This is a genomic window from Actinoallomurus sp. NPDC052308 (assembly GCF_040679195.1).
GTDB classification, from domain to species: Bacteria; Actinomycetota; Actinomycetes; order Streptosporangiales; family Streptosporangiaceae; genus Actinoallomurus; species Actinoallomurus liliacearum.
In genome coordinates this window covers 148,738-162,321 of sequence record NZ_JBFAUM010000004.1, presented here as the reverse complement: position 1 = coordinate 162,321, position 13,584 = coordinate 148,738, and the positions used below count along the sequence as shown (strand labels likewise).

Sequence of the window (13,584 nt, the reverse complement as noted above, 5' to 3'; positions counted from 1 at the left end):
GATACCAGCCCCGTCCACCAGAGCGGGAGCGCCAGCCCCGCCTCGTCATCAAGTGGGTGGCCCGGTTTCCCCGACCGTCCCCCCGGCCGGGCACCGGCCTGCATGCCGGCCAGAACCGGTTGGTGGCGTCGCTTCCGCCGCCAACTCGTTCCGCGCCGCGAAAGCCGGGACTGCTGCTGGTACCACCGGGGCGATTGGCGCCGCGTCTGCCGCCTCGAACCCCTCGTAGAGGGGCGCGAGGCGGAGGCGCAGGCGGATCGGATAGATCTTGCGTTCGTTTCAGCCCAGCCATGGGTAAATTGGACCCAACAGTCCATCCTGAGTCAGTCGATCGTACCGGGATCGACCTGCCTCGAAGCGGCTTGAACTCGGCCGTTCCGATCGGTCGAATGGCTCGCTGTGTAGCCCTGGAAGGGGTATGAGCAGGCTCACTGATCCGCGGACCTCGACCCTTCTGCATCCACTGCATCCAGTGCGGCCGCCCCGGTCTACCTGGGGTTGCCTAGGAAATTTTTGGACTGTATGGTCCTTCTGTACGGTGCTCCGGTTGCGAAGAGATCGGGAACTCGGCGCCGACTGAGTCACCCCTCGCGATACGGGTCACCAGGCGTCCCGCGCAGACGACGCCATCGGCCAGGTCGCAGCCAGGGCGGCTAAGGCCTGCGGCGGAGCTCTGAAGCACTAAGAGTCCGACGTGAGCTCACCGACGACCACTCACATCCCGACCGGAGGTCGATTCGCTGTGTCACGACTGAACGTTCCCCCTGATGTACCCGCCAGCGCGCAGCGGATACTGGACAACGTTGGCGCGCAGCTTGGTTTCGTCCCGAACATGCTCAAGACCATCGCGTCGAACTCGGCCGTTCTCGAGGCCGTCACGACTCTGCAAGGCACCTTGAGCCGGGTTCTGGATGCGAAGACCCGGCACAGCATCGCGCTGGCCGTGTCGCAAGCCAATGGCTGCAGTTACTGCCTGGCCATACACACCTACGTCGCGACCGAATTCGGCGGCATGTCAGCCGACGACCTCAGGCTCGGCCGCCTCGGGAGCTCGGTCGATCCCAAACGCGCCGCGGCCGCTCGCTTCGCGCAACAGGTGGTCGACAGCCGCGGGCGGGTCAGCGACGCGGAACTCGCGGGTGTGCGAGGTGCGGGGTACACCGACGCGCAGATCCTGGCGATCGTCGCGCTGGCAGTGCGATTCCTGCTCACCAACTTCATCAACAACGTCAACCAGACCGACCTCGACATTCCGGCCGTCGGCTCGGTCGATGCGGCTGTGGCCCAGTGAACCCGCACCCGGAGCCGACGGCCCGACGCGGCGAGCGAGAGCGCGATCGAGCACGTGTTCCGCGCCTGGCACGAAGCCGTGCCGGCCCGGGACGCGGACAAGGTCGTCGACCTCTATGCGGCAGACGGCGTCAAGGCGCTTCTCGCGGGCGATCTGCCTCGGCGGCGCGGCAAGAACTAGCTCCAACCCTACAAAGCACCGCTCCTCACCTACTGGTCGCAAGAAGAAGGAAGATTGACGTGGATCTCGACAAGCTTATGAACAAGCACCTCACCAGGGCTTTCGACCCTAGTAAAACCATCCCAGAAGGAACCCTTCAGAAATTGTTGAGGTTTCTGCGGTCTACGCCGACATCGACGAACATTCAGCCCAACCACTACTACGTACTCGCCACGGCCGAAGGCAAAGAGCGCCTCGTGGCCCACCTGGGGGAACGATTCCAAGACAACAGCGAGAAGATCCTGAACGCGTCGCACACCATCATCCTCACCACCCGGGCAGATCTACCCGACAGCCACCTCAAAGAGGTGTTCGACAAGGAGACCGCCGACGGTCGCTTCCCCGACCCGGCGAAGCGCGCGCTGTGGCAGTCAATGACCCGCGACTTCCTCAACCTGCGCAACTACGGCTACAAGGACCTGAACCACTGGATGGAAAAACAGACCTACATGGCGCTGGGCATGACCATGATGGCGGCCGCTGAACTCGGCGTCGAAGCCATGCCGCTCGAAGGGTTCGACCCGACCAGCGTCGACAAGGGGTTCAAGATTCGCGAGACCGGACACACCACGACAGTGCTGCTGGCGCTCGGTTACCCCGATCCGGCGAGGGTGTACGGCGACCCGATTTCACGCTTCGAAGCCGACCGGCTGTTCACCTTCGTCTGAATATCCCGGCATCGGAACGTGGTACCTGTGATCAAGCAGGTCGGCCGGGGCGGAATCGCTCCGGCCGGCTTTCTCATCTGCGGTGGCCCCTGGCGGCCGCGTTCGTCGCGGTGGGCTCGACGATCCCGCTTTTCAACATCTACCGGGCCGAGGAGAGGTTCACCAACGCCGATATCTCGATGACCGTCGTCGCCTACTCCGCTGCCACGCTCACCACACTGTTGGTGATGGGACGGCTATCCAATCACCTGGGCCGCCGGCCCACCTCGATCGCGAGCCTCGGACTGCTCGTGCTGGGCTGTCTGCTGCTGCTGAACGTGCACAACTCCGGCACCCTGATCGCCGGTCGGCTCCTGATGGGCTTCGGGGCCGGGCTTGCCGGCACCAGCCTCACCTCCTACATCGTCGATGCCGCACCGGCCAGGCCGGCCTGGTTGGCCTCCGTCGCCTCCAGCCAGACAGTCATGCTGGGTCTTGCCGTCGGCGCCATCGCGTCCGGAGCCTTGATCCAGTTCGGCCCATGGCCACGCGAGCTTATCTACTTGATTGCCATCGGCCTCCTCCTCCTGTCTTCCGTGCTTATCGCCATCAGCTTGGAGACTGAAACTCCGTCGCCGGGCGCTTGGCGATCACTGCGACCCGACGTCCGCGTACCGGCCCGGGGCAGGCGTCTTCTCCCTGTCGCGGCCGCGGTGTTCCTGGCCACCTGGGCGACCGGGGCCTTCTACCAAGCCTTCGTGCCCGCACTGGTCGAAGATCAACTTCACACCCGCAGCCCGCTCGTCCTCGGACTGGTGTTCGCCGCCTACATGGCACCCAGCGCTCTCGCTGCTCCCATCGAGGGCCGGTTCACACCCGCGGCAGCCCGACGCATCGGCGTGATCATCTTCCTGATCGGATGGATCGGCATCATCACCGCGACCGCCACCGGCACACTGGCGTTGTTCATCGCCGCAACCATCGTCACCGGCGCCAGCCAAGGCATCGCTATCAGCGCAGCCACGCGCGGCCTGCTGCATGGCAGCACCCTGGCCGACCGGGCATCGATCTTCGGCGTCATCTACCTCATCTGTTACAGCGCCGCCACATTCCCCAGCCTCATCTCCGGCCAGCTCTCCAACAGCTTCTCGCTACCGCAGATCGCCCTCGGATACGGCGCACTCGCCCTCCTCGCGACGCTGTTCGCTGTTTCGCTGCACGTAACCCATGCACCGACACGAGCGGGAGCAGCCAGCTCGGTGAGTGGTCATGACGAACCTCACCGTCATCCGGATCTCACTCGACCAGGAGCAGGTCGCCGCCGGCACTCGTCGACGCTCGTGCTGACTCGGCAGCAGCAGGATTGGAGTGTCGGGCGTCGATCAGATCGGCATCGGTGGCGTTCGCGAGAGGTCGTCGGCCACGAAGGAGCAGATTGCGGTGATCGTGCCCTCGCGGGCGCGGATCTCGTCGAGCACTCGCCGCACCGTCGCGCCTGCCACGCCTTGGCGTTGATGACTCGACTCCACCTCGGCGTGCAGTAGGGCGTACCGGTTGGGCTTCAGGTAAGGGTAGTAAAGCCAGCCGATTGCGGTCTTAGTCTGCCGGAGATACCCAGGTGGCGTTCGAGATCTACGGGACCGGGGAACCGCCAAGGCGGTCGGCAGGCGACAGCCTGTGCGTGACCTCGCCGAGATGCGGGAACTGGTCCGAGACTGGGATCTGCAGTCGTCGCGGAGCCCTGTGCCACAGGGTCTGTGGGCAGTGGAGGCGGCCGACGACGGCCAGTTTCTCGGCGGCGCGACCCTGCTTCCCCTGAGTCCGCGCACACGCCGTCACGCCGTGAGGAACGACTTCACGTGGTCAAGTGCCATATCGAGGGCGATCTCCATGGGCTTGATGTCACGCGCTGTCTCAGCGAGGAGGTACCCGCCTTGCAAGGCGGCCATCAAACCCGTGGCAAGTTTCTCCGGGTCGGCATCCGGCTTGAACGCGCCGCTGTCCCGCATCCGCCGCAGGCCGGCGGCGAGCAGCCCTTCCCATTCCGCGAACGACTCGGCGAGCGTGGCGCGGGCCTGGTCGTCCTGGTCGGCGAGCTCGCCGGCCAGCGAGCCGAGCGCACAGCCGTAGGCGCCGTTCCGCAACGCGTTTCGCTGCACGAGCGCATCGCGCCAGCGGACCAGACCGCGGAACGACTTCAAGCGCTGAAGGTAGCCGCGTTCACGTTCGAGGACCTGCTCGGTACGCGCTGCTACGACGGCGCGGACCAGTTCTTCCTTGTCGGGGAAGTGGTTGTAGAGCTGGGATTTGCTGGTATTGCTCGCAGCCCGGACGTCGTCCAGCGTGGTCGCGTTCACGCCTTTCACGTACATCAGCTCGGCAGCGGCCGCCACGATGCGGGCGCGGGTGGCGGCCCCACGCGGCGTCAGCCTCCGCCCCGGCTGTGCATTCTCCGGCCTGCTCACAGGCCTCAGGCTACCCTTTTTGCGCACAGCTGCCGCCGCACGGCTACATCGTCCCCGTGGCCACGGGTCTGCCATCCAGCCCCTTCGTCGTCATCTTAAGTGGACGATAGACGCATTCGTATTAAGGAACGTGGTCGGTGGATGCGCGTTCGAATCGACATGACGATGGACACTTCGCTGGGCGGCTTACTCTCGTCGCCGACCACGGTGAAACTGCCCGGTATCTGGTGGCCCACCCGCCGCGGGAACGACCCAGCCCCTGGACCCGCCTGGCGGGCGTCGGGTTTCGCGGAAAGCGAGCGGTACTGACCAGGCGGGAGATCGGTGTCGTCACGTCCGCGGCCGCCGGAACCACGCGTGATCACCGCCATGCGGCCCTCTTCATGTGGCAGGACGGCCGCAACCCCACCGCCACCCACTTCCACTCGGCCTGTCCCTCCCGACGTGGTACCCGCCCACGGCGACGTCGACGCCGGCGAGGGTTCTGGTGATGGTTCCTCTGCGATGAGGGCGTAGTCGCACACAGGAGAAACTGGACTATTTTGTCCAAAATGCCGTAGCATTCATCGGCGAGCCTCCACTGCCTGGTGGCCTGGTGTCGCGAGTTTAAGCCGGTGCTGCCGTATGTCCCCGTCTGGGCAGCTGCCTGTATGCTGGAGCATCAATGGACAATATAGTCCATAGGCCATTGCGCAGAGCGTTGGCTGCGAGGACTGGATGCAGGGAGTGCCGGATGAAGGCGATCGTGGTGACGGACCAGGCTGCGGGAACGGCCGGGATGACGCTGGTGGAGCGGCCCGAGCCGCCGGCAGCGATCAACGACGTCGTCGTGCAGGTTCGTGCGTCGGGGTTCGTCCCGACTGAGATGGCGTGGCCCTCGACCTGGGTCGATCGCACCGGCCGTGACCGGACGCCGTCGATCCCCGGGCACGAGGTGGCCGGAGTGGTCGCCGCTGTCGGCTATGGCACGACGGGGGTGTCGGTGGGACAGCGGGTGTTCGGCCTCACGGACTGGCATCGCGACGGCACCCTGGCGGAGTATGTGGCCGTCGAGGCGCGCAACCTCGCGCCGCTGCCGGGCGACGTCGACTTCACGGTGGGCGCGAGCCTGCCGATCTCGGGCTTGACCGCATGGCAAGGGCTGTTCGAGCATGGCCGTCTTCAGGCGGGGCAGAGCGTCCTCGTGCACGGCGCGGCCGGCTCAGTCGGGTCGGTGGTGACGCAACTCGCACGTGAGTTCGGCGCCTACGTCATCGGCACCGGACGCGCGGCCGACCGTCAGAAGACGCTCGACTTCGGCGCACAAGAGTTCGTCGACCTTGAGAACGACGCGCTGGAAGACGTCGGCGGCGTCGACCTGGTGTTCGACGTCATCGGCGGCGACATACAGACGCGGTCCGCAGGCCTGATTCGAGCCGGAGGCACGCTCGTGTCCGTCGTCGGGCCGACCGAGGCGCGCCCCACCGACGGCCTGGCGGTCGACTTCGTCGTCGAGTCCGATCGTGGCCAACTGGGCGAGATCGCGCAGCGGATACGGGACGGACGACTGCGCACGAACATCGGCGACATCGCGACCCTCGACAACGCCGTCGCGGCCCTCAACCCGACCGAGCGCCGCAAGGGAAAGACGATCATCAACGTTCGCCCATAAGGAGAGCGTCTTCGAGAAGGTCGGGCCATCAGTGGACGTGGTCAGGGGGCCGGATTCCGCGACGCTCGGCACGGCTCTTCTCGGTCGTGTCGGTGTGCGGGTTGCGTGCAGCGAGGTTGGTGAACAGGGCGGCGTCGATGGCGAGTCCGCCATAGCCGAGGGCGATCTGTGGTAGCGAGAAGGCGTTGGCCGGTGATCTTCTCGCACGGCTGAGCATCGAGCAGTTGCCGTAGAACCGTGTCGGCCGCGGGTCGACGGCGTCCCACCGACTCGCGTTCCCTGCGCGTAGCCGCACCCGGCGGCGTCCGTGGGTCATTCTTCGATCCGCACGCCCGCCTTGGCTAAGCGACGGGCGTCGCCAGTGGGATCCGCCCGGCCGGCTGTTGGCAAAACGCCGCCGCCACCAAGCCGCGCACCGGAACGGGCGGCCGACCGTCGGTCGCACCATGACGGCCGCGCCGACCACTGGGATCGATGGGCTTCTTCCTTAGCCGCCCGCTCAGGCGTTCGTGTTCAACACTCTGACCCTGTGTCAGGCCCAGAGGCGCCCAGTGGGCTCATCGGCGTCGGCGGGCACGGTCGTCGCACGCCGGACGACCGGCGATCCACCCGGGGACGGTAACGGATCCAAGGTGGTCCATAATCACCGCATCGCCCATTGGAGCAGGTCTTGTACGCCGGTCGGCGGCGTGGAGGGGGATTACGGCTTCTCCGGCAGAACAGCTTCCTTCGCTTCCGGATGTTCCCAGGGGCCGATGAACTCGCGACTGCGCAGCTGAGCCTGACCCTTAGGATCCCGATGGTCTCGGGCGGGTCACCGCCCGGTCAGGATCACGGAATCAGTGCCTGAGCCGGCACCGGGATTCCATTGATACATGTGCCGCCTATGACCTGTGTGTCGCCTACGATCTCTGGGCTGGACCGCGGCTCGCGCATCCTGCACGGATGGGTGATGCGGAGGTCGTGGCCTCTTAGCAGTATCTAGTCATCGCCGCTTGTAGCTCGCGGTGACGGTGACCGATCGAGCTGGGGCCGCAATGGGGGCGGCGCTCAGATCGTCGGCCAGGCCGACCGATGGTCGTGGTGATGTCGCCGCTCGGAGCTCGCGGTGACGGCGTACCGGCCGGGCCCAGGTTCAGGGGGCTGGGCCCGGCCGGTGCACCGGAAGACCATGCTTGACGGCAACGTGGATACGTCACCGCGGGGTGCCGTATGCGCTGCGGCACTCACCGGTCCGCAGGTCAACGAGGTGGTGAGGGTCTCAACCGGGTAGGCTCTTGGCGTGTCTGACGGAAATCCGCCGGGCGTGTGGCCGTCGGTTCCAGACACCTCGGCCCGAGTCGATTTCGGGCGATGTTCGCGGCGTGGCTGGCGTGGCCGGGACTGCGAGTGGCAGGTCATTTCGGGTCTGCTGCGGGCGGCCGGGAGCGGCCGCGGTGGGGTGTTGCTGGTCGAGGGTGAGTCGGGCGTGGGCAAGAGCCGCCTGCTCGCCGAGGCGGTCGAGGCCGCGGCGGGATTGGGGTTCGTGCTCGCCCGGGGTACGGCGGATGAGTCAACCCAGTTGGCGCCGCTGAAGCCGCTGATGTCAGCGTTCGGGGAGTCCACTCAGACCTTGCTTGCCTCCGGGGGGGTTACGCCTGCGGACATGCGGTTGCGGCTGGTGGATGAGTTGCAGGCCCGGCTGGAGAACCGGGTCGCGGATGGCCCGCATCTGGTCACGCTGGATGATCTGCAGTGGGCCGATCCGATGACGTTGCTGGCGTTGCGCTCGTTGATACCCGAGTTGGCGTCGTACCCGCTGGTGTGGATTTTGTCTCGTACGATCGGCAGTGGCGGTTCGGGGCTGGACCGGTTGTATGAGGTTCTCGAACGCGATGGTGCGACGCGGCTGGTGCTGGAGGCGCTGGGCGACCAGGCCGTGGCCGAGGTCATTACCGACATGCTCGATGTGGAACCGGATTCGGAGTTGCTCGCGCAGGCGGCTGGGGCGGGAGGCAATCCGTTCTTGCTCATGGAATGGCTTGACGGACTTCGCGACGAGGGCGCGGTCGAGATCAGCGACGGTCAGGCGCGTCTGGTCTCCCGGCGGCTGCCGCGCCGGGTGCAGGAGATCGTGCGTAGGCACTGTGCGGGTTTGTCCTCACCTACTCGCCATCTGCTGCAGGTTGCGGCCATCTTGGGCCGCTGCTTCGACGCGAACGACCTCGCGGACATGCTCGGCGAGCCGCCCAGCCGGCTGCTGCCGGCGCTGGAGGAGGCCGAAGCGGCTAGATTCGTGGTGCCGGCAGGGGGTCAGCTGGCCTTTAGGCATGATCTACTGTGGCGGGCCGTGGCCGAGACCGTTACTGTGTCGATGCGCCAAGCCTTGCATCGTCAGGCAGCGCAGATGCTATTGGAGCGTGGGGGGTCGGCCATTCCCGCCGCAGCGCACCTGATGCGTAGCATGCGTCCGGGGGACAGAGCTGCTCTGGAGGGCCTTGACCGGGCGGTAGGTGAGGTGTTGCCGTCTTCCCCACAGACTGCGGCCGATCTGGCCGTCCGGGCGCTCGACCTCACCGCGCCGTCGGCTCCCGGCCGCTTCGACCGTGCGGTAACCGCCGTCTACGCTCTTGCGGCGGCCGGGCGGCTGGCCCAGGCGGCGGAGCTCGCTCGCACCGCGCTGAGCCAGACCACGCTGCCTGAGCAGACCTCCCAGTTGCGCTACGTACTGGCCTACGTCCTGATGCTGGCCGGCCGACCCGAGGATGCGGTGGCCCAGGCGCGGTCGGCGCTCAGCCAACCGGACCTTTCCGGTGAGCTACGGGGCCTCACCGAACAAGTGCTGTTCCAAGGGCTGTTCGCCAGCCGCGACCGTCGACGAGGGCGAGAGCGGGCGCAGACCATCGTGGCCGCCGCCGAACGCCACGACCCTCCCGCCCGGGTCGGGGCTCACATACTGCTCGCCGGGATCGGCTGGGCGGAGGGACGGGCCGCCGATGCGATCGGTCATCTCCGCGAGGCGGTACGCATCGCGAGCGGCGGGCCGATCCAAGCCCAGCACGCGCACCCGCGCCTGCTCCTGGCCAACGCACTTACGTCCATGCGGCAGTTGGGGGAGGCCGATACCGTGATCCAGGCCGTCGACCAGGAGATCACAGCGCTCGGCCACACCGCATATGCCGCCAGTCCCGCGATCTGCCGAGCCCGGCTGCGGCTCGCCTCCGGCCGGCTTGACGACGCCGCGGCCGAGGCCGAAGCCGGGCTGGCCATGGCCGACCAGCTGGGCATGCATGCATTCGATTTTTTGGGGCTCGCAGTGCTCGCCATCGTCGCAGCGTGCCGCGGCGACATCGAGACCGCCGTCAGGCACGCCGAGCTTTACAGGTCTCGACGTCAGGCAGGTCAAGGCGAGCTGTACGGACGCGTTTGGTGCGAGTGGGGTATGGCGCTGGTGACCGAGGCCCGAGCCGGCCCGGATAAGGCGATCGACGCGCTCAGCGACACAATCGCCATTGCCACGGAACGACAGTGGCTGCTCATGACCGAACCCAGCGCCGCAGGCTGGCTGACCCGGACCCTGCTCGCCGCCGGCGACCGCTCCGCCGCCGAGACCATCGCGGTCACCGCCGAACGTCTCGCCGAAGACAACCCCGACTTCCCCACGCTTGCCGCCTCGGCCGCCCACGCTCGCGGCATCCTCGACCGCGACCTCGCCGCCCTGGCCCGGGCCGCCGCCACCCACGTGGGTCCGTGGACCCGTGCCTCGGCCGCCGAAGATCTGGGCGTCCTGCACGCTCATGCGCCTGGCGGCTCCGGCCACGACGCGGCGATCCACCGCCTGGACCAGGCGCTTCAGGACTACCAGCGAACCGGCGCACTGCGCGATGCAGCCCGCGTCCGCGCCAGGCTACGCAAGCTCGGCATAAGACGCCGCCACTGGCGTCAACCCGAACGCCCGGTCTCCGGATGGGACAGCCTCACCGACACCGAACGCAACGTCGCAACACTGGCCGCCCAAGGACTCACCAACCCCCAGATCGCCACCCAGATGTTCATCTCCCCACACACGGTCAAGTTCCACCTCCGCCAAGTCTTCCGCAAACTCGACGTCGGCTCCCGCGTCGAACTCGCCAGGCTCGCCGCCGACCAGACCTCGGACCTGTGATTGAGGCGATCGGACTCGGCCTCACCACGGCGCATCACCATCCCCTCTGCGGACCTCGTTCTGGAGAGCCTGTCGAACCGGATGAGACGTCAGGCCACCTGCGCGGTTCATGGAGCAGGGTGGCGATCCGGCGGCCCTGGATCACCGCGGCGGTGCCGTAGTGGCCTTGTCCTGCTCGGGAGACGGCGCCGACTCGCTCCGTCGCTTTCGGCGCTGGAATCCGTACCTCCACCGGTGGCGGGAACGACCGCGTGGGCTCGCCACATCCTCTGCCCGATTGGGTGATACGGAGGTCACGGCCTTCTGCGCAGTATTCAGGTGTCGCCGCTGGGAGCTCGTGGTGACGGCGACCCGACCAGCTGGGCCCGTATGGGGCGGTGCTCAGATCGTCGGGCAGGCCGGCCGATGTTCGCGCGGATGTCGCCGCTTCGAGCTCGCGGTGCGGGGGCGGCCGGGCCCCAGCCCAGGTTCGGGGGGTGGGCTGGGGCCCGGTCGGCTCGTCGGCGACAACAAGGCAAAGAGGGGCCTCTGCCGTGTCGCACGGACATTCATGACGACCGTCGGGATATGCGGGCCCGGATACCAAGCCGGAGGAGTCCGCTATGTCCGAACACGATCCCGCGCCCGTCTTGGAACCGGAGGCCGCCGCCTTCGCCAAGGCCATGTCCAAGCCGCCGTTCCTTTTCGACCTCGGCCCCGTCAAGGCCCGCAAGGCCGTCGATCTGCTGCAGGCGGGTGCCGTCAGCAAGCCCAAGGTCGCCGAGGAGTGGGTGAGCGTCCCTGGCGGGCCCACCGGAGCCGTCCGTACGCGGGTGATCAAGCCGGCAGGAGCCGACGGGCCGCTGCCGGTGGTGCTGTACATCCACGGTGGCGGAGTCTTCGGTAACGCCCACACACACGACCGGCTGGTACGGGAGCTGGCCGTTGGTGCCGGAGCGGCCCTGGTCTTCCCCGAATACACCCTGTCGCCGGAGGCGCGCTACCCGGTCGCGATCGAGCAAAATTATGCGGTCTCCCGCTGGATCGTCACCAACGGCGCCGACGAGGGGCTCGACGCTACGCGGCTGGCGGTTGCCGGTGATTCCGTCGGCGGCAACATGGCCGCCGCGCTGACCCTGATGGCCAAGGAACGTCGCAACGTTCCCTTGGTGCAGCAGGTGCTGTTCTATCCGGCCACCGACGCGAACTGCGACACCGGCTCCTTCCACCGGTTCGCCGAGGGCTACTTCGTGCGCCGCGAAGAACCGCAGTGGTTCTGGGACCAGTACACCACCAGCGAGGACCAGCGCGCCGAGATCACCGCTTCACCGCTGCGCGCCACCATCGGACAACTCGCCGGCCTGCCCCCGGCTCTGATCATTACCGCTGAGGCCGACGTATTGCGTGACCAGGGCGAGGCCTACGGCAACAAACTCCGCGCCGCCAACGTCCCCGTCACCGCTGTCCGCTACCAGGGCACCGTCCACCACTTCATGATGCTGAACGCGCTGCGAGGGACCTACGCCGCCGAAGCCGCAACCACCCAGGCCATCACCGTGTTGGGGAGGGCCCTCGAGATCGCATGAGCGCGGCAGCGCGGTGAGGCCCGGTTGGTCGCCGCGACACCACACCCGCCCGGGGCGCACGCCGCCGGCATCGCTCCGGTGACCGGCGCCGCTACCGGGGACCTCGGAGCTGCACCCGCCGTCCCTGCGACGGCCGAGCCCGGCGACCCGACGGCGACGCGTCATGAACCGCCCATCCCGCCTGGCAACGCGCGCGGCTGGTGTCGCCTTGGCCGTCGGGTGCGCCAGCGTCGCCCACCTGCGCAGGCTGGGCGTGGTCGACACCCGCTACCGTGACGCGGTCCACCTGTCCTTTCACGCGCGGACGCCGGCCCTCGCGGTCCAGCGGGCCACCGAGGACGCGCTGATCGCGATGCGGCGGGCCGATCCCGAAATGATCGTCGGACGCAGGCGGCGTTGGTACGGTCTGTCCGCCGACCCGCCCGCCACCAGGCCCTCCGCCGGCCCTACGGCCGTGGGGGAGCGCGGGCCGCGCGGAGGCGCGCCCCGCACCGCCGCGCTCGCCGGCGCCGCGACCGTGACCTGGCGGCACGTCAGCGTACGGTCGGCGTGGTTCCTCAGCAGCGTGCGCGGCGCGGTCGCGCTGGCCGCGGCGATCGCCGTGGCCGACGCGACGGGCGTACAGCACGGCTTCTGGGTGGTGCCGGGCACGCTGTCGGTGCTGCGGACGAGCGCCGCATCGACCGGCGCGACGGCGCTGCGTGCCCTGGCCGGCACGGTCGCCGGATTCGTCGTCGGCGCGCTGCTCCTGCTGACGATCGGTACAGGCCCGACCGCACTGTGGGTGGCGCTTCCGGTCGCGATCGTCGTGGCCTCGTACGCGCCGGGAACGGCGCCCTTCGCGGTCGGCCAGGCGGCCTTCACGATCACGGTCTCGTTGCTGTACAACCTGGTGGCGCCGGCCGGGTGGCGGGTCGGCATGCTGCGCCTGGAGGACGTGGCCATCGGCTGTGCGGTCAGTCTCGTGGTCGGCGTGCTGCTGTGGCCGCGCGGGGCGAGCGCGGTGGTCGGAGACGCGCTCGCGGACGCGTTCCGGCGTGGCGGCGACTACCTGTGCCAGTCGGTCGCCTGGGCGCTCGGGGTCCGGTCGTCGCCGCCCGACGCGGCGCCGGCCGTCACGGCGGGACTCCGGCTCGACGACGCGCTTCGCGGCTTCCTGGCCGAGCGGGGCACGAAACACGTGCCCAAGGAGGACCTGTGGCGGCTCGTCGGGGGAACGGTGCGACTGCGTCTGACGGGCCTCTCGTTGGCGGGGCTGCCCAGCCCGGACGCCGAGCCCGATCCGGCGAGCCGCGCGCTCAGCGCGCAGGCAACTCGGCTGACCGGCTGGTTCGACGAGGTCGCCGGGCATCTCGGCCCGCCCAGCGGCCGGCCGTTCATTCCGCTGCGGCCGCCCTCTCCAGAGTCACTGCGACTGGCCCGGTCCGCGCTCGACGCGTCGGATCGGAACATCGCCTGCACGCTGTGGGTGGCCCAGCACCTCGAGCACATCGTGCCGTACCTGGACGACCTGACCAACCCGGCCGACCAGATCGCACGGCTCCGGCGGGCACCCTGGTGGCGCTGACCGGCTCATAGAAGCGGGCTCTCGTCAGGGTGGCG

At 68.2% G+C, this 13,584-nt stretch carries 10 protein-coding genes and 1 pseudogene; 8 read left to right on the top strand and 3 right to left on the bottom strand.

The window, feature by feature from the left end:
• Positions 1-832: 832 nt before the first annotated feature.
• From AB0L00_RS15340 to AB0L00_RS15325, 4 genes and pseudogenes are all read left to right on the top strand, one after another.
• Complete coding sequence (locus AB0L00_RS15340) at positions 833-1,291, top strand: carboxymuconolactone decarboxylase family protein (protein WP_364433642.1); 459 nt, start codon at positions 833-835, stop codon at positions 1,289-1,291.
• Positions 1,292-1,345: 54 nt separating this feature from the next.
• Positions 1,346-1,471, top strand: a complete 126-nt coding sequence (locus tag AB0L00_RS15335; RefSeq protein ID WP_364433641.1) for a hypothetical protein — start codon at positions 1,346-1,348, stop codon at positions 1,469-1,471.
• A gap of 59 nt (positions 1,472-1,530) precedes the next feature.
• On the top strand, positions 1,531-2,178 hold the full coding sequence (locus tag AB0L00_RS15330) for a nitroreductase family protein (RefSeq protein WP_364433639.1): 648 nt from the start codon (positions 1,531-1,533) through the stop codon (positions 2,176-2,178).
• A 110-nt stretch (positions 2,179-2,288) separates the two neighbouring features.
• Positions 2,289-2,915 (top strand): annotated as a pseudogene (locus tag AB0L00_RS15325) (MFS transporter); the annotation flags it as partial.
• Between the two features lie 624 nt (positions 2,916-3,539).
• Here the strand turns inward: AB0L00_RS15325 and AB0L00_RS15320 are convergent.
• Both AB0L00_RS15320 and AB0L00_RS15315 read right to left on the bottom strand, forming a co-directional pair.
• Positions 3,540-3,986 (bottom strand): N-acetyltransferase, encoded by a 447-nt coding sequence (locus AB0L00_RS15320; RefSeq protein ID WP_364433637.1) that lies wholly within the window; start codon positions 3,984-3,986, stop codon positions 3,540-3,542.
• A gap of 6 nt (positions 3,987-3,992) precedes the next feature.
• Entirely contained in the window at positions 3,993-4,622 is a 630-nt protein-coding gene (locus AB0L00_RS15315) for a TetR family transcriptional regulator (protein WP_364433634.1), read from the bottom strand.
• A gap of 733 nt (positions 4,623-5,355) precedes the next feature.
• Here AB0L00_RS15315 and AB0L00_RS15310 point away from each other — a divergent pair.
• Entirely contained in the window at positions 5,356-6,273 is a 918-nt protein-coding gene (locus AB0L00_RS15310; RefSeq protein ID WP_364433631.1) for an NADP-dependent oxidoreductase, read from the top strand.
• A gap of 28 nt (positions 6,274-6,301) precedes the next feature.
• On the opposite strand, the gene AB0L00_RS15305 is transcribed toward AB0L00_RS15310, so the two are convergent.
• Entirely contained in the window at positions 6,302-6,589 is a 288-nt protein-coding gene (locus AB0L00_RS15305; protein WP_364433628.1) for a hypothetical protein, read from the bottom strand.
• 966 nt (positions 6,590-7,555) lie between these two features.
• On the opposite strand from AB0L00_RS15305, the gene AB0L00_RS15300 reads away from it, so the two are divergent.
• From AB0L00_RS15300 to AB0L00_RS15290, 3 genes are all read left to right on the top strand, one after another.
• Complete coding sequence (locus AB0L00_RS15300; protein ID WP_364433626.1) at positions 7,556-10,417, top strand: AAA family ATPase; 2,862 nt, start codon at positions 7,556-7,558, stop codon at positions 10,415-10,417.
• A 629-nt stretch (positions 10,418-11,046) separates the two neighbouring features.
• The gene (locus AB0L00_RS15295) at positions 11,047-11,982 is read left to right on the top strand and encodes an alpha/beta hydrolase (protein ID WP_364433623.1); all 936 of its coding nucleotides are present in this window, start codon (positions 11,047-11,049) and stop codon (positions 11,980-11,982) included.
• 208 nt (positions 11,983-12,190) lie between these two features.
• The gene (locus AB0L00_RS15290) at positions 12,191-13,549 is read left to right on the top strand and encodes an FUSC family protein (RefSeq protein ID WP_364433620.1); all 1,359 of its coding nucleotides are present in this window, start codon (positions 12,191-12,193) and stop codon (positions 13,547-13,549) included.
• Positions 13,550-13,584 lie beyond the last annotated feature (35 nt).